The sequence below is a fragment of the Xanthomonas sp. WHRI 6106 genome, from assembly GCF_040202405.1.
In the GTDB taxonomy this organism is placed as follows: Bacteria; Pseudomonadota; Gammaproteobacteria; order Xanthomonadales; family Xanthomonadaceae; genus Xanthomonas; species Xanthomonas cannabis.
In genome coordinates this window covers 199,442-215,335 of record NZ_JBEGFC010000006.1, presented here as the reverse complement: position 1 = coordinate 215,335, position 15,894 = coordinate 199,442, and the positions used below count along the sequence as shown (strand labels likewise).

General features: G+C 66.9%; 16 protein-coding genes and 1 other RNA gene. 9 read left to right on the top strand and 8 right to left on the bottom strand.

The window, feature by feature from the left end:
- Nucleotides 1-86: 86 nt before the first annotated feature.
- From ABQZ09_RS11325 to ABQZ09_RS11290, 8 genes are all read left to right on the top strand, one after another.
- A complete protein-coding gene (locus ABQZ09_RS11325) occupies nucleotides 87-992 on the top strand; it encodes an SMP-30/gluconolactonase/LRE family protein (protein WP_039414732.1) in 906 nt (301 codons plus the stop codon).
- Between the two features lie 81 nt (nucleotides 993-1,073).
- Nucleotides 1,074-1,796: a hypothetical protein gene (locus ABQZ09_RS11320; RefSeq protein WP_039414730.1), complete on the top strand. Its 723-nt coding sequence runs from the start codon at nucleotides 1,074-1,076 to the stop codon at nucleotides 1,794-1,796.
- Nucleotides 1,797-1,943: 147 nt separating this feature from the next.
- Nucleotides 1,944-2,339 (top strand): EF-hand domain-containing protein, encoded by a 396-nt coding sequence (locus tag ABQZ09_RS11315; RefSeq protein ID WP_349776904.1) that lies wholly within the window; start codon nucleotides 1,944-1,946, stop codon nucleotides 2,337-2,339.
- Between the two features lie 141 nt (nucleotides 2,340-2,480).
- A complete protein-coding gene (locus ABQZ09_RS11310; RefSeq protein ID WP_039563926.1) occupies nucleotides 2,481-2,954 on the top strand; it encodes a MarR family winged helix-turn-helix transcriptional regulator in 474 nt (157 codons plus the stop codon).
- 33 nt (nucleotides 2,955-2,987) lie between these two features.
- Entirely contained in the window at nucleotides 2,988-3,815 is an 828-nt protein-coding gene (locus ABQZ09_RS11305; RefSeq protein WP_047695330.1) for a p-hydroxycinnamoyl CoA hydratase/lyase, read from the top strand.
- An 82-nt stretch (nucleotides 3,816-3,897) separates the two neighbouring features.
- The gene (locus tag ABQZ09_RS11300; protein ID WP_184376188.1) at nucleotides 3,898-5,367 is read left to right on the top strand and encodes an aldehyde dehydrogenase; all 1,470 of its coding nucleotides are present in this window, start codon (nucleotides 3,898-3,900) and stop codon (nucleotides 5,365-5,367) included.
- 204 nt (nucleotides 5,368-5,571) lie between these two features.
- Nucleotides 5,572-7,050, top strand: a complete 1,479-nt coding sequence (locus tag ABQZ09_RS11295) for an AMP-binding protein (RefSeq protein ID WP_349776903.1) — start codon at nucleotides 5,572-5,574, stop codon at nucleotides 7,048-7,050.
- 69 nt (nucleotides 7,051-7,119) lie between these two features.
- A non-coding RNA gene (locus ABQZ09_RS11290) (sX9 sRNA) lies at nucleotides 7,120-7,194 on the top strand.
- A 267-nt stretch (nucleotides 7,195-7,461) separates the two neighbouring features.
- Here ABQZ09_RS11290 and ABQZ09_RS11285 read toward each other — a convergent pair.
- The 3 genes from ABQZ09_RS11285 to ABQZ09_RS11275 all read right to left on the bottom strand — a co-directional run bounded on the left by ABQZ09_RS11285 (nucleotide 7,462) and on the right by ABQZ09_RS11275 (nucleotide 9,794).
- Entirely contained in the window at nucleotides 7,462-8,463 is a 1,002-nt protein-coding gene (locus ABQZ09_RS11285) for a LysR substrate-binding domain-containing protein (RefSeq protein ID WP_184552756.1), read from the bottom strand.
- Nucleotides 8,464-8,527: 64 nt separating this feature from the next.
- Nucleotides 8,528-8,887, bottom strand: a complete 360-nt coding sequence (locus ABQZ09_RS11280) for a protocatechuate 3,4-dioxygenase (RefSeq protein WP_184552758.1) — start codon at nucleotides 8,885-8,887, stop codon at nucleotides 8,528-8,530.
- Between the two features lie 10 nt (nucleotides 8,888-8,897).
- The gene (locus ABQZ09_RS11275; protein WP_184552760.1) at nucleotides 8,898-9,794 is read right to left on the bottom strand and encodes a gallate dioxygenase; all 897 of its coding nucleotides are present in this window, start codon (nucleotides 9,792-9,794) and stop codon (nucleotides 8,898-8,900) included.
- A gap of 233 nt (nucleotides 9,795-10,027) precedes the next feature.
- Between ABQZ09_RS11275 and ABQZ09_RS11270 the strand changes: the two genes are divergently transcribed.
- Nucleotides 10,028-10,702, top strand: coding sequence for a GntR family transcriptional regulator (locus ABQZ09_RS11270; protein ID WP_039413062.1), 675 nt, complete (start codon nucleotides 10,028-10,030; stop codon nucleotides 10,700-10,702).
- A gap of 169 nt (nucleotides 10,703-10,871) precedes the next feature.
- Here the strand turns inward: ABQZ09_RS11270 and ABQZ09_RS11265 are convergent, their stop codons facing one another.
- The 5 genes from ABQZ09_RS11265 to ubiH all read right to left on the bottom strand — a co-directional run bounded on the left by ABQZ09_RS11265 (nucleotide 10,872) and on the right by ubiH (nucleotide 15,769).
- Complete coding sequence (locus tag ABQZ09_RS11265; protein ID WP_166743959.1) at nucleotides 10,872-11,906, bottom strand: transporter; 1,035 nt, start codon at nucleotides 11,904-11,906, stop codon at nucleotides 10,872-10,874.
- 120 nt (nucleotides 11,907-12,026) lie between these two features.
- Nucleotides 12,027-12,455, bottom strand: a complete 429-nt coding sequence (locus tag ABQZ09_RS11260; protein WP_349776902.1) for a nuclear transport factor 2 family protein — start codon at nucleotides 12,453-12,455, stop codon at nucleotides 12,027-12,029.
- Nucleotides 12,456-12,537: 82 nt separating this feature from the next.
- Nucleotides 12,538-13,257, bottom strand: coding sequence for an alpha/beta fold hydrolase (locus tag ABQZ09_RS11255; protein WP_228314410.1), 720 nt, complete (start codon nucleotides 13,255-13,257; stop codon nucleotides 12,538-12,540).
- 125 nt (nucleotides 13,258-13,382) lie between these two features.
- Complete coding sequence (locus ABQZ09_RS11250) at nucleotides 13,383-14,564, bottom strand: UbiH/UbiF family hydroxylase (protein ID WP_228314409.1); 1,182 nt, start codon at nucleotides 14,562-14,564, stop codon at nucleotides 13,383-13,385.
- Nucleotides 14,561-15,769 carry a 2-octaprenyl-6-methoxyphenyl hydroxylase gene (gene ubiH / locus ABQZ09_RS11245; RefSeq protein ID WP_349776901.1) on the bottom strand — a complete coding sequence of 403 codons (1,209 nt, stop codon included), beginning with the start codon at nucleotides 15,767-15,769 and terminating at the stop codon, nucleotides 14,561-14,563. The genes ABQZ09_RS11250 and ubiH overlap by 4 nt, the downstream gene beginning before the upstream one ends.
- Between the last annotated feature and the right edge of the window lie 125 nt (nucleotides 15,770-15,894).

Sequence of the window (15,894 nt, the reverse complement as noted above, 5' to 3'; positions counted from 1 at the left end):
CACCTTACTTGATCGCGCGTGAGTACCGCCATGGTCGCCGCGCACGTTCTGGCACACTGCGCACGATCTCGCCTGGAGCATTCCGCATGATGGCTATTGCACGCGCCCGCTACCTGACGTTGGCGTTGTTGTTGTCCAGTTCGCTCGCTGACGCGGCCGACGCGCCCTTCGTTGCGCGTGATCTGATCGGCGATGGCGCCTTCACGCATAACGCAGAAGGCCCGGCCACCGGCCCGGATGGCGCGCTCTACGCCGTGAATCTGGGCAAGGATGGCACCATCGCGCGCATCACCCTGCAGCCGGACGGCAGTGCCAACGCGCAGGTGTTTGTCACCTTGCCGGCAGGCAGCACCGGCAACGGCATCCGCTTTCGCGATGGGGCGATGTACGTGGCCGATTACACCGGCCACAAACTGCTGCAGGTGAACATGCAGACCCGTGCCGTGACCACGTTCGCTGCGTTGCCCGACGCCGATGGTCCCAACGATCTGGCGCTTGCACCCGATGGCAGCTTCTACGCCAGCGACCCGAACTGGAAGGACAACAGCGGGCGCTTGTGGCACATCGGGCGCGACGGCGCGGTGCGGCTGCTGGAGTCCGGCATGACCACCCCCAACGGACTGGACGTCAGCCCGGACGGCAAGCGGCTTTACGTCAACGAAAGCATGTCGCGCAAGGTGTGGGTGTATGACCGTGGCGATGACGGCAGCCTGCGCAACAAGCGCCTGCTGATCGCGTTCCCCGATTTCGGCATGGATGGCATGCGCTGCGATGCCGATGGCAATCTGTACATCGCCCGCTACGATGCGGGCCAGATCGCCGTGGTGTCGCCGACGGGCAGGCTGCTGCGCACGGTTGCGCTGAAGGGGCGCAAGGCCAGCAACGTCGCCTTCGGCGGCAGCGACGGCAAACAGGTCTTTGTGACGCTGCAGGATCGCGGCGCAGTTGAAACGTTCAGATCCGACCGCCCCGGGCGCGAAACCGGACACTGAAACTGCTGTGCGCGTCGCATCGGTTCTCAGCCCGCGCAACCGGGTGCTGGCATTGTGCAGGTCACCCGCGGAGGACTTCCCATGCAACCGATAGAACTCAAGGACGCGGCCGCCTTCGGCAGCGAATTCCTGCGACTGACCCTGTTGCAGGGCTTTCAGTCATTGACCAAGCGCGACCTGGAATTGTTGATCTTCGTGCTGCTCGAACGCGATGGCGCCATCTCGCGCAACAGCGCCAATGCCGTGGTCGCACTGCAGTTGCGGGTCACCTCGGCCAAGGTCAAGGCCCTGCGTCGCGATGGCTATGCGCGCTGGCGTGCGCTGGTGCCCGAGGAAGGCGACGCGGCCATGCAACGCATCGTGGCCAACGTGCTGACCGAGGACAATCTGCGCTCGGGTGCCAAGCACGTCAGCGAACGCAGCCGCAAGGAAGGCTTCCTGGCAGTGCGCATCGAACACCCCGATGACGCGCAACAGTTCGAGCAGGCCATCCTCGACGTTGGCGCATTGCCGGTGTACGAACGCAATCGCGAAGTGGTGGCGGTGCGTTTCGACACGCTGTTGAAGATTGCCGAACGCTGGGGCTATCTGCAGCAGGACCCGCAGGCGGCCATCCGCGCGCTGCAAAAGCTCACGCCCACCGCCGAAGAAGTGTCGGACCTGTTGAAAAAAGACATCGCCCAGCTGCGTTGGGACGATGTGCGCCGCGCACTCAACAGCCTGGGCGCCAAGGCCGTGGCCAGCACCGCCGAGGGCGGACTGAAGGGGTTGCTCAAGATCGTGTTTCCCTTCATTCCCGGCTGAGCGACGTGCAGGGCAGCGGTCACACGCCGTTGCCCTGCACGCTGGCGGTCCCCGCGTGGCGCGCAGCGGCCAGCGTGCAAGCGGTGCCCACCGCAATCGGCTCGACACCCACTATCCTTACCGGCTGTTCCGCATCAGGGGGATCTGATGACCACCAGCCGTAGTGCCGCCCTCATTGCCATGCTGCTCGCGTGCGGCGCCGCGCCCGCGCAGCAAGCACCCTCACCAGCCAGCAGCATGCCGCTGATCGAGGTACCCAACGTCATCCGCACCCAGCCGCTGGCCAGCGGCGAGGTCACCCATCAGACCCAGCTGGAGCGCCCGCGCGGCGAATCCAGCGTGATCGTGCGCTCGATCCAGCCCAGCAGCGTGGCGGGCAGCTACCGCATCGATTTCCAGGCGATGGACGTGGACGGCGATGGCCGCATCAGTCGCACCGAAGCCCAGGCCAACCCCGCATTGGCCGACGAATTCGATGCGCTGGATAGCCGTCACAGCGGCTATCTCACCCGCGAACAGCTGGCCGGCTGGCTGATCCAGTAGCCCTGGGGCACATCCGCATGGCAGCCACGCGCGCCGGTGCTACGCAGGCGCGCGCCGGCCTTCGTTTTTGACGCATCCCCCCTTGCAGCGCTCGCTTCGCTCGGCTAGATTGTATTTAACGGATACAATTTGGATGGATCGATGACCGCTCGCCTGGCACTTGCCGCCGACCTCGGCTACCAACTGCAACTGGCCACCCTGGCCTCCAGCCACGCTGCGCGCCAAGAGCTGGCCGAACTGCACCTGACCCCGGCGCGTGTCACCGCGCTGATCCATATCCGCGACCAGCCCGGCTGCGACCAGACCGAACTCGGCAATCGCCTGTTGGTCAACCGCGCCGCCGGCATGAAGATCGCCAATGCGCTGGCCGAGCAGGGCCTAATCGAACGCCTGGCCGGCCGCGACCGCCGCAGCAAGGGCCTGTACCTGACCGAGCACGGCCAGCGCACGCTGGAAGTGGCGCAGGGCTGCCTTGCGCGTGCCGTCGAACGCACCTGCGCCGGCCTGCAGGCCAGCGAGCAGCAGACCCTGCTGCGCCTGCTATGCAAATTGAACGCCAGCGCCACGCTGGAACGGACGACCGCGCCGGACCCCGCGCTGGCCGAAGACTTCTGATCCCCGCAGCCCCCGACTTGAAGGAGACGCCGCTTGAACGAGCATGACGTGGTATCGGTTCGCATCGAAAACCGCATTGCCTGGGTGAAGTTCGCCCGCCCTGACAAGCGCAACGCGATGAGCCCGGCGCTCAACCGCCGCATGATGGATGTGCTGGACGAGCTGGAGTTCGACGACAACGTTGGCGTGCTGGTGCTCGGCGGCGAAGGCACCGCCTGGTCGGCCGGCATGGATCTGAAGGAATACTTCCGCGAAACCGAAGCGCAGGGCCTGCGTGGCGTGCGCCGTTCGCAACGCGAATCCTATGGCTGGTTCCGGCGCCTGCGCTGGTATCAGAAGCCGACCATCGCGATGGTCAACGGCTGGTGCTTCGGCGGTGGCTTCGGCCCGTTGTTTGCGTGCGATCTGGCCATTGCCGCCGACGAGGCGCAGTTCGGCCTGTCGGAAATCAACTGGGGCATCCTGCCCGGCGGCGGGGTGACCAAGGTGGCGGTGGAACTGCTGTCCATGCGCGATGCGATGTGGATGACGCTGACCGGCGAAATGGTGGATGGCAAGAAGGCCGCCGAGTGGCGCCTGGTCAACGAAAGCGTGCCGTTGGAGCACCTGGAAGCGCGCACCCGCGAAGTGGCCGAGCTGCTGCTGCGCAAGAACCCGGTGGCGCTGAAATACGCCAAGGATGCGGTGCGTCGCGTGGGCACCATGACCTACGACGAAGCCGAAGACTATCTGGTGCGCATGCAGGAAGCGGCCAATTCCTTCGACAACAACGCGCGCAAGGAAGGCATCCGTCAGTTCATCGACGAGAAGAGCTACAAGCCCGGCCTGGGCGAATACGATTTGACCAAAAAGAGCACCTGAGCACGTCCAACGGCACCTGCAGCGCTGCGTGCACGCCACGCATCGCTGGCGCCGCCAGTGGTTTCTGCACCGAGGAGGGAGTATGGAAGCCTTATCCGCAACGCTGCGCGGAATCGCCGCGCGTGGGCCCCTGGGCCTGTTCATCGATGGCCAGTGGCGCGCGAGCAGCGGCGACCGGCATGTCGACGTGGTCGCCCCGCATAACGAAGAGCGCCTACTGCGCTACACCGAACCCTCGCACGCAGATACCGAGGCCGCCGTGGCCGCGGCGCGTGCCGCCTTCGATACCGGCCCGTGGCCGCAGCTGTCGCCGCCCGAACGCGGCGCGGTGCTCAAGCGGGTTGCCGACCAGTTGCGTGCCCGCCTGCCGGAACTGGCCGAGGCCTGGACCGGCCAGGTCGGCGCCACCATCGGTTTCAGCCGCCGCGCCTCGCAGCAGGCGCCGGGGCTGTTCGACTATTACGGCGAGTTGATCACCACCCACCCGTTCGTCGAACCGCGCGCACGTGCCAACGGCGGCCGCGTGCATGTGGTGCAGGAACCGGTTGGCGTGGTCGCTGCCATCACGCCCTGGAATGCGCCGCTGGTACTGCTCTGTTACAAGGTCGCCGCCGCGTTGGCCGCCGGTTGCACGGTGGTGGCCAAGCCATCGCCGGAAACCCCGATCGATGCCTACATCCTGGCCGAATGCATCAGCGCCGCCGGTGTGCCCGATGGCGTGTTCAACCTGTTGCCGGCCGGTCGCGACGTTGGCGAACAGCTGATCCGCCATCCGCTCGTCGACAAGGTGAGCTTCACCGGCTCCACCCAGGCGGGGCGGCTGATCGGTGTGGCCTGCGCCGAACGGCTGGCCCGTGTCGGCCTGGAGCTGGGCGGCAAGTCGGCCGCCATCGTGCTCGAGGACGCCGACCTCACCAAGGTGCTGCCCAGCCTGGTGCCCTACTCCATGCCGATCACCGGCCAGGTATGTTTCTCGCTGACCCGGGTGCTGGTTCCGGCGCAACGGCGCGAGGAAATCCTGCAGGCGTATTGCGCGGCCCTGGGCGCACTCAAGCTCGGCGACCCGTTCGCCGCCGACACCGGCATGGGCCCGTTGGCGCTCGGCCGGCAGCTGGAACGCGTGCAGTCCTACATTGCGCAGGGCAGCGCCGAGGGCGCGCAGCTGGTAATGGGCGGCAACCGGCCAGCGCATCTGCCGCGCGGGTTTTTTCTCGAACCGACGGTGTTCGCCAATGTCACGCCCGACATGACCATCGCACGCGAGGAAATCTTCGGCCCGGTGGTCAGCTTCATCGACTACCACGACGAGGCCGACCTGATCGCCAAGGTCAACGCCAGCGACTACGGCCTGCACGGCACCGTCTACAGCGAGGATGTCGACCGCGCGTACCGCATCGCACGCCGCGTGCGCAGCGGCAGCCACTCGATCAACGGCATGTGGGTAGACATCGACATGCCGTTCGGCGGCTTCAAGCACTCCGGCGTCGGCCGCGAAGGCGGCATCGAAGGGCTGCACGCCTTCCTGGAAACCAAAACCGTCTATCTCAGCTAGCCGGGCACCACCCGAGCGCGTACCTGCCAGCGGTGCGCGCCCGCCTCGCGGCGATAACGCCGCGGCTCTGCCGTTCTCCTGCAACCGGTTCACGCCATCGCTGGTGAATGCCCGCTGCGTCATCGGGCGTGCGCGTGAACCTTCTGCCGTTGCCGTCGCACTCACGCCAGCCACTCCCCCAAACCGCATTCGGAAGACAGCGCCATGACCATGCCGACTGACTCGATTTCCTTCCATGCCCGCCTCACACCGCAACGCCTCGCCGCGCGCGACCTGTTGCTGGATCAGCAATGGACCTACGCCGAACTGGACGAGCTGATCGGCCGCCTCGCCGCCCTGCTGCAGGCGCGCGGCTGCATCGACGGCGAACGGCTCGCCGTGCTCGCCCGCAACTCGGTCTGGCAGGTGGCGCTGCACTTCGCCTGCGGACGCGTGGGCGCGATCTACGTGCCGCTCAACTGGCGCCTGAGCGCCACCGAGCTGGATGCCCTGCTGCAACGCGCCGAGCCGCGCTTGCTGCTGGGCGATGATGTCGCCGCCGGGCGCGCGCATGTCGAAGCGCTGACGGACTTCATCGAGACCGCCAAGGGCCTCGCGCCGGCCGAGACGTCCTACATTCCGCCGGACCGCGTCAGCCTGATCCTGTTCACCTCGGGCACGTCCGGCCAGCCCAAGGGCGTGATGCTGAGCGAGCAGAACCTGCAGCAGGTGGCGCACAACTTCGGCGTCACCACCCGTGTGGATGCAGGCAGCAGCTTCCTGTGCGAAGCACCGATGTTCCACATCATCGGCCTGGCCACCAATGTGCGGCCGGCACTGGCGGTGGGCGGGTCGATCCAGGTCTCCAGCGGTTTCGAGCCGCAGCGCACGCTGGGCTGGCTCGGCAATCCGGCGCTAGGCATCACCCACTACGTCGGTGTGCCGCAGATGATGCAGGCTTTCCGCGCTCAACCGGGTTTCGACCCTGCAGCGCTGCGTCACCTCACCGCCCTGGTCAGCGGCGGTGCGCCGCACGCCAGCGACGACCTGCTGGGCTGGGTGGACGACGGCATTCCCATGGTCTGCGGCTTCGGCATGAGCGAGGCCGGCACGGTGTTCGGCATGTCGGTCGATTGCGAGGTCATTCGCAACAAGCTGGGCGCGGCCGGCATCTGCTCGCCGACGGTGCAGACCCGCATCGTCGATGGCGACGGCAACGACTGCCCGACAGGGGTTCCCGGCGAGCTGTTGTTGCGCGGGCCCAATCTCAGCCCCGGCTACTGGCGCGACCCCAAGGCCACTGCGGAGATGCGCGATGCGCAGGGCTGGTTCCGCACCGGCGATATCGTCAAGCGCGATGCCGATGGCTTCTTCTTTGTGGTGGACCGCAAGAAGGACATGTTCATTTCCGGCGGCGAAAACGTCTACCCCGCGGAGATCGAAGCCGTGCTCGCCGACCACCCACAGATCCGCGAATGCGCGGTGGTGGGCATGGCCGACCCGCAATGGGGCGAGGTGGGGTATCTGGCGATCGTGCCAGCCGCCGAGGACCCGGATCTGGAGCAGATCCGCAGCTACCTGATCGAGCGCCTGGCCAAGTACAAGGTGCCAAAGCATCTGCGCGTGGTGGAAGCCTTGCCACGCACCGCGACAGGCAAACTGCAGAAGGCACGCCTGAAGGATGCGCTCGCGAACGACGCATAGCGCCTGCTGATGCACGTCGGACGCAGAGCAGCTGACAAAACAACTGCATGGCCGCTGCCCGGAACCCGCATGTACCACGCGCCCACGCCGGTTCCTCCGCGCCATCCGCACCCGCCTGGCGACGCTCGCTAGGTTTTGTTGGCCACTCTTGGGCGGACACGTTGCCCGGCGGCGACGTGCACGCCGACTGGCCTTGGCGGCGTGTGTGTGTCGCTGCGCGTCCCTGACTCCAGCACTCGCCCTGCGCGTGCCCTGCATCCAACGCACGCGCAGGGCGAGTGCTGAAGACACCGTCGTAGGCACCACTGTCCCAGTACGCACATCGGGCAGCCCTGGCTGCCCGATGTGCGTTACTCAGACCGCCTGCATCGTGCCTTTCACTGCAGCACGAGCAGACAGGCACGCCATCGCTTACGCGGACGCATCCAGCAGGATGTCGTCTTCGCCGACATGGTCGTCCACCCAGACCGCGCCCTGCTCGGCCATGAGCGCCAACTGGTGCTCCAGCTCGCGCATCAGCAAGCGCACGCCCGGCTTGAGAATGGCATTGTTGTCGCGGTAAATCACCCCACCTGCACGCGCCTGCGACGGCTGCTGCAGCTGGAAGGCACGCAACTCGCCACGGGCGATGTCGCCGGCCACCATCATGCTCGGCATCACCGCGATGCTGTCGGTGCCGAGCAGAATCTCGCGGGTGAAGCTGGCCGAGCTGGAACGCAGCTGGTCGCGCGTGGCCAGCCCATGCTCGCGCATGACCTGCGCCACGTCGCGCTCCACGTGCTGGCTCAGCGTCGGCAGCACCTGGCGATATGCCGCGGCGTCGGCGATGCGTACCGGGCCGTTCGCAAACAGGGGGTGGTCGCTGCGCGCCACCAGCGCGATCGGATCCTGGTACAGCACCTTGCGGACCAGTGCGTCGTAGCGTGCCAGCGGATAGAGCCGGCCCACGACCAGATCGACTTCGTTGCCGGCCAGCTTGGGCAGCAGTTCGTCGGTACGGCCGTGCAACAGCCGCACCCGCAGCGTGGGCTCGGCGCGGTAGAGCGCCGCCAGCACGGCCGGCAACAGGCCGCTTGCCGCCACCGGCAGGGCGCCCACGGTGATCGTGAGCGCGTCGTCCTGCAGCAGACCCTCGAAGGTGTCCTGGGCGCGGCGCAACTGGCCAAGCACCACATGCGCGGTCTGCACCAGCACCTCGCCCATGGCGTTGGGGCGCACGCCGCGTGAGTGACGTTCGAACAGCGGTGCCCCGACGATCTCTTCGATCTCCTGCAGGGCACGCGTGAGCGCAGGTTGGGTCACATTCAAGACGCGCGAGGCGCGGAGCAGGCTTTTTTGCCGGTCTAGCGCCTCGATGACACGTAGATGCCGGACCTTGATGCGGTGTTCGAAGAACACGGAGGACATGGTCATGGGGGATGGGCCTTACGTTGGGAAGTCGGGTGACAGCGCCCGGCAGGTGCCCGAGGCGCGCAGTTCAGCGCGCCTCGGGCACCTGCCGGGTCTGCATGAACGCTTCGAACGATTCGCCGCGCATGATGGCGTAGACCTGCAGATTGGTCATGCGCACCACACGGGCGAACTTTTCGATGACGAAAAAATTGGCGCCGTACTGCACCAGGCCAAGCCAGTCGCGTGCGCGGATCAGCGCCTTCTCCTGCTCGGTGAGCCCGGCCTCCTGCATCAGCACTTCTGCATCCTGCAAGAAGCGGTCGCGCCACGGCGCGCGGATCATCTGCCAGAAAAAGCGATTCAGACGCAGCGCGCGGTTGCTGGTGCGCAGATCGAACAGATAGGTCCCGGCGATCTTGTCCATGCCGTTGACTTGCGGATTCATGTGCAGGCCCTCATGCCGCGTTGGCGGTACGCGCCAACAGCTCTGCCGAACGCGGCGCATCGGCCGCCTCTTCGCCCGGCTCGTACACCACCACGGTCATCGCGGTGGTGGTCATCAGGTAGTAGTTCTGATGCAACTTGCGGATCGGCCCCTCCAGCGCGCCACGCATGGCCAGCCACATGATCTGCTCCACGCTCTCGGCCCCGCCCAGGCGCACGTAATCGGTGTGGGTCAGGTCGGTCAGCGTCTCGGGGGCATGCTGGAAGCGGTCCAGAAACTCCATGTCCCACTCGGTGTTGTTGAAGCCGGTGCGCTCGCCATGGATCTGGTGCGACAAACCGCCGGTGCCGACCACCACCACCCTGAGATCTTCCGGATACGACTCGATGGCACGCCGCACCGCCTGACCAAGCCGGTAGCAGCGGCGCGCGGTCGGCAGCGGGTACTGCAGCACGTTGATCGCGATGGGCACCACCGTACCGGGCCAGTCGGGCACATGCGGCCATAGCAGCGGCAAGGGTGCCGCGCAGCCATGGTCGATGGGCTTGTCCTGGAACACGGTCAGGTCGAATTCGTCGTTGACCAGGCACTCGGCGATATGCGCCTGCAGCTGCACATCGCCGCGAATCGGCGGCAGGTTGCGCAAGCCTGCTCCCTCGTCGGCCACCGGGAAACGCTCGCCCACGCCCAACGCGAAGGTCGGGTACAGATCGAAAAAGAACGTGGTGCAGTGATCGTTGTAGAAAAACACCAGCACGTCGGCCCGTTGCCGGGCCAACCACTCGGCGACCGGCGCGTAGCCGTCGAACAACGGTTTCCATATCGGATCCTGTTGTTTGCCCTTGTCGTAGGCCACCCCGATGGTGGGAACGTGCGAGGTTCCGATGCCGCCGATGATGCTTGCCATGCTGCGCTCCTGCGACGCGGCGCTGCCGAGGAAGGCCGGGCGCGCGTCATTGATTGGGTCGGGACCGGCGATGCAATGGATCCCAACGGGGACGATCGAGCACTCCGGATTACCAAAGAAGGTATCCTTGGGATCCAAATTGCCATCAAGCGATCTCGTCCGCAAGGTTTTTATACACGCATTTGCGAGTTTTCCCCTTCCAAGGAACGTGCGCTGCGGTATGGCGCGAGAGAATGGAGCCGATGGCGAACAACCACCGATTGCAAGCGGTCCAGCAGTTACGCGAATTGATCCTGTGCGGCACCTTTGCCCCGGGCGAACGCATCACCGAAGCGGCCCTGGCCGAACGCCTGGCGATCTCGCGCACGCCCATCCGCCAGGCCTTGCCGGCGTTGTGCCAGGAAGGCCTGCTGGCACAGACAGGCAACCGCGGCTATGCGGTGCGCCGCTTCAGCCAGCAGGAAAGCCTGGATGCCCTGGCGGTACGCGCCCTGATGGAAGGTTTGGCGGCGCGCACGCTGGCCGAGCAGGGCGCGTCGGCCGAGGTGCTTGCCACCCTGCACGGCTGTCTTGGCGAAGGCGACCGCCTGTTCGCCAAGCGCAGCCTCGATGCCGGTGACGAGCAGGCCTATGCCGCGATGAATGCCCGCTTCCATCGCACCATCGTGGTGGCGGCCAACAAACCCATCCTCACCGAAACCGTGGACCGCTGCACGGTGGTGCCGTTCGTCAGCCCCAGCCATGTGGTGTTCGGCCAGCGCTCGGCCACCGTGGCCTACGACGATCTGTATTACGGGCACCGCCAACATGGGGCGATCGTCTCGGCGATCGAACAACGCGACGGAGCACGTGCGGAACTGCTGTTCCGCGAACATGCGCATACGCAACGCCACAGCATGGGGATGTGACTACCGCGCCCCGGCGCTGAGCACGACGCACCTGCGCCAACACGGCAGACGCGCCACGCGGCACCCATTGAGCGACCAGCTTGCTACCCGCTCGTGCAGGTGGCGACGGCAGTTACCCCGCCACACGCAGCGCCCCGTCGCAGGCGCTGCGCATGGCGGCGGTGGACGCCTATAACGAATGCACGAACATCAGATTGAAGTTATTGCCGGCGACCGAATTTTCCACATCCACCGGCAGGTACACATTGAAGTTGAACAGGTTCTTTTCGTTCATGCGCCAGGACAGACCGGGGCCGATATAGAACTGCCTGCGTTTGCTGTCCGGTACACGCTGGTCGTTGGTGCGGTTGTCCTTCAACTGCTGCAGGTAGTACCCATTGAGCCCCACCCGCCACTGCTCGTTGAGCTTCAGCGAGGTGGCGAAGTTGAGCCAGACCAGGTCGCCGGCCTGCCCGTTGCGGAAACGGAAGCCGGGAATCGGCGGCACGCCGCCGGCGCGGCTGGTCCGGAAGTTGTACAGATAATTCAGGCGCCCGCTGATTTCCCAGCGATCGCTGGGTTGCACGGTGAATGCCCAGTGCGGGGCCACCGACCAGAATCCGGTGCTCTGGTTGATCGCGGTATCACGATCGAACTTGCCGACCGGCGCAAAGGCGTCGATCGCAAAGCGCTGGAAGAAGAACACGCGCCCGTCGCGCATGACCGGCGGCATCTGCAAGGCAGGCCCGAACGAGATATCGCCCATGCCGAACCCATTGCTGCTCAGCTGCACGGGGCTGTCTGCGGCAAATGCGGTGTCGTAATTGACCAACGGCACGATGGCATTGAAGCTCAACGAACTTCCCTTCCAGGTATAGGGCGTGACATAGATCATCTGGGTCAACAGCACGCTGACGTCCACTTGCGGGTCGCGGAAGGCCGGCGAATCGTCGCCGCTGGCATTCCGGATCGAATTGAAGTGGTAATGGCGCAGGTATTCGATGACGGTCCAGCCGGGCGTCAGCGAGCCAAACCCGTCCATGAAACTGGTGCCCCCCACATTGATGCCCTGCGGCGGTGCCGCCGTTTCCGGTACGGCCTGCGCCATCACCGTGCCCGGCAACACCGCAGCGAGTGTGGCGCCGACAATCCATGACCGTTGCCGACGCGACAGGGCGCGCAGCAACACCGAACGACAATGAGCAGACAAACGGACGCGTTCCACTAGGCGAATCTCCGGTGCGGACAGGTGGGTGACAGCGGGCGCGGCGTGGGGGAGAAAGCGATACGACAGCGCTGCAGGCCGATGGCGGCTGCAACGCTTCTGCGTGTTAGCGATGGCGGCTCAGGAACCGATCTGCAGCAGCAACGCACCGAGCCGCTGCTTGAACAGCCAACGCTCCTGCTCGAAGACCAGCACGTCGTCGAAACTGCCGAGCAAGGCCGGTGACTGCGCGGCGAACGGCGGTGGCGCAGAGGTCTGGCTGGCGGTGTAAAGCAGCACATTGCTGTGCGCATGCGCCAGGGTCGACGATTGAACGGTGACCAGGGTATTGAGCATCAGGTGGCAGGTGGTGCGCGGCGGACGCGTACGAAACGCCTGCAGGATGGCCTCGCGCCCACGCACCGGTGCGTCGGGTGCGCTGGGCCGTGCGAACACGCCATCGTCGGTGAACAAGGCAGCAAGCGCCTCGTGATCGTGGCGGTCGTTGTACAGCGCGAACCTGCGGATCAGTTGCTCGCAGGCAATGATGGTCGATGCCTCGTCGTGCATGCAGCCTCCTTGGATTTCAGCAAGACCGATCGGCGTCGCCAGCGACCGCTGCGTCACCGCCGGTGGCATGGCCTGCTGGCCATCACGCGGCCTGCAGCCAGTCGCGCAGGGCGGCGGTCACCGCCGCCGGCGCCTCCACCGGCGCCATGTGCCCGCTGTCTTCGAACACCACCAGACGCGCCTGCGGGATGTGCCGCGCCATGTCCTGGTGCCGGGCCAACGGGCTCCAGGCGTCCTGGCGCCCGACGCCCAGCAAGGTGGGGCAGTGGATCCGTGCGAGCACCGGCGCGGCATCGGGGCGCTCCAGCAGGGCCGTGATCTGGCCGGCGAAGCCCTGCGGGGTTTGACGCTGCACCATCGCCGTCAGGCGCTCCATCAACGCGGCATCGTCGACACGGTCCGGGTGCAGCATCGGCGGCAGCCAGGCCGACGCCAGCGCCTGCATGCCCTGGGTGCGGGCCAGGTCCACCAGCGCCTGTCGCTCTTCGCGCTCGCCCTCGCGACGTGGGGCGATGCCGGTATCGAGCAATGCCAGCCGGGTCACGCGCTCCGGTGCCTGGCGCATGATCTCCAGCGCGACGCGTCCCCCCATCGAGTGCCCGGCCAGCGCGAACTGCGGCGGTGCATCGGCCAGCACGTGGGTGGCCATCTGCACGATGCTGTCGAAACCGGGGAAGTCCAGCACCTGCACCTCCGCCAGGTCACCCAGCGCCTCGCGCTGCGGCTGCCAGATGGCGGCATCGCAGAGCAGGCCGCAGAGCAGCAGCAAGGGGGGCTTGGGTGGGTGCGCAACCGAGGTCATGCGCCGACTGTAGCTAGGCCGTGCGCGTCCGTCGTATGGAAGATGCGGCCTTCGCTATAAGTTTTTAGGCATAAAACAAAGGCTGCGCCGGTTATCCGCGTTCACGCCGGCCGGCGCGGCGATGCTCACGCACCGCCGGAGGCGCGCTTCCACAACACATCGACCAGCGGCGGCAGCTTGCCGGCCAGGCCGAGCACCGATCCGCGCAGCAGGGTCAGGTGCATCTCGTCATTGGAAAACACCCGATTGATCGCATCGAAGCCGTAGGCGGCGACGGCGTTGTCGCTGCGACGGGTTCGCGCCCACCGTTGCAGGCGGTGCGGCGCAGCCCAGTCGGCACGCTTGGCGCGCGCGTTGCGCACTTGCTCGCGCAGCGCAGCGACATCGCGCAACCCCAGATTGACGCCCTGCCCGGCCAGGGGATGCACCACATGCGCGGCATCGCCCAGGGCCAGCACACGGCCGCTGACGTACTGCTCCACCAGTTGCCGCTGCAGCGGAAAGGCAGCGCGCGGCGAGGCCACCCGCACCTGGCCAAGGCGTGCGGCGAAGGCCTGGGTGAGCTCGCGCGAAAACGCCGCATCATCCAGGGCTAGCACACGTGCGGCGTCGGCATCCGGCAAGGTCCATACGATCGAACTGCGGCCTTCGGCAAACGGCAGGAACGCCAGCGGCCCGGTGGTCAAGAAGCGCTGCCAGGCGGTGGACTGGTGCGGCCGCTCGGTCTCCACGAAGGCCACCACGCCGCGTTGCGCGTAGGCGTGCCGCGAGACGGGCACCCCGGCCAATTCGCGCAAGGTGGACGCAGCGCCATCGGCGGCAATCGCAATCGCCGCCTCCAGGCGGCTGCCATCGTCCAGACGCAGACGCACGCTGCCGCTGTCCTGCTCCAGTTCGACCACGCGCGCCGGGCAATGCACCTCGATACCGGCTGCGTGCACGGCCGCCCAGAGGCGATCGACCAGCAGCGCGTTTTCGACGATCCAGCCCAGCTGTTCGCGCCCCAGCGTGTCGGCATCGAACCCCAGCTCGCCGCCCCCGCCGGCATCCCAGACCCGCATCCGCCGGTAGGGCTGCACGCGGGCGGCACGCACCGCCGACCACACGCCCAGGCTGTCCAGCAACGCGGCGTTGTCGGCGGCGAATGCGTAGACGCGCAGGTCGGGTTGGTCGGCGTGCCAGTGCGCGGGTTCATGCCCTTCCACCAACGCGACCTGCAGCCCGGCATCGGCCAGCGCCAAGGCGCAGGCGGCGCCGACCACACCGCCACCGACGATCACCGCATCACGCGGCGTGCGCCGGTTCATGCCACACCCCGACACAGCTGAGGGACTTCGCCACGGAAGCCCATCGCGCCCCCGACCAGCATCGACTGCAACGGAGCGGCCTGCGAGGTCGCCAGCAGGCCCAGGCTGCGCAGCGGTCGTAGCAAAGGCGCCGGATTGCCGGTCAGCCGCGCCAACCCGCTGGAGAAGCCGATCGTGTGTTCACGGTCCACGCGTCGACGCGCCAGATACGCATCCAGCAGCGCACCGGCACCGGCATCGCTGCGATCGTGTTCGATCAGTTCGGCCAGCGTCAGCGCATCGCGCAGCCCGAGATTGAAGCCCTGCGCGCCGATCGGATGCAGCGTCTGCGCGGCATTACCCAGCAGCACCACGCGTTCGGCGATGAGGCTGTTCGCCAGCACCTGCACCAACGGGTAGGCGCTGCGCTCGCCACTGGCGATGAAGCGCCCGGCACGCCAGCCGGCCGCGCGCTGCAGCCGTGCCAGCCAGCCGACCTCGTCCAGGGCCGCCACCGCGTCGGCATCGGCACGCGCCACGCAATGGATGGCGCCGTAATGGCGGTCGCCCCGCGGCAGCAATGCGGTTGGCCCGTGTTCGCCGAAGCGCTCCCAGGCAGTGCCATCGGGCGGCCTGGCGGCCCGCACGCGCGCCACGAACAGGGTCTGCAGGAAATCGTGCGCGTCAGTACCGATATGCAACAGCTCGCGCACCGCGCTGTGGCTGCCATCGGCGCCAACCACCAGCCTGGCGCGGACCAGTCGCTCGCCGTCGGCGGCCGCCAGGCGGACTGCGCGCAGGCCGTCCTGCACCGGCTCCACGCCGATGCAGCGTGCCGGGCGATACCGGTGCAACCGGGTCAGCTCGTCCAGACGCGCCTGCAGGGCATCGCCGAAATCGCGCGCCACCACCACCTGGCCGAAGCTCTCGCGCCCGTAGTCGGCGGCGTCCAGCTGCACGCGCCCGAAGTCGCCTGCACGGCTGACGTGGATGCGCCGGATCGGCCCGGGCGGGTTGCGCAACCTTGCCATGACCCCGAGCGCGCCCAATGCATTGACCGTGGCGGCGGCGAAACTCAGGTTGCGTTGGTCGAATACCGCCGGTGGCGCGCCGGCCGGGGTGGCTTCCACCAACCCGACATCCAGGCCGAGGCGGTCCAGCGCAATCGCCAGGCTGGAGCCGACCAGGCCGCCGCCAACGATCAGAACGTCATGTGGATGTGTCATTGCCACATGATAAGCCCTGGCCCCAGGCAGGTTGCCGCCGGGCGTTGAGACAGATTGCCGCGCCCGGTCCGTCTACCCCGCGTCGCCGGCACGCCCACTCCGGCAGACGCTCGACGGATCGCGCG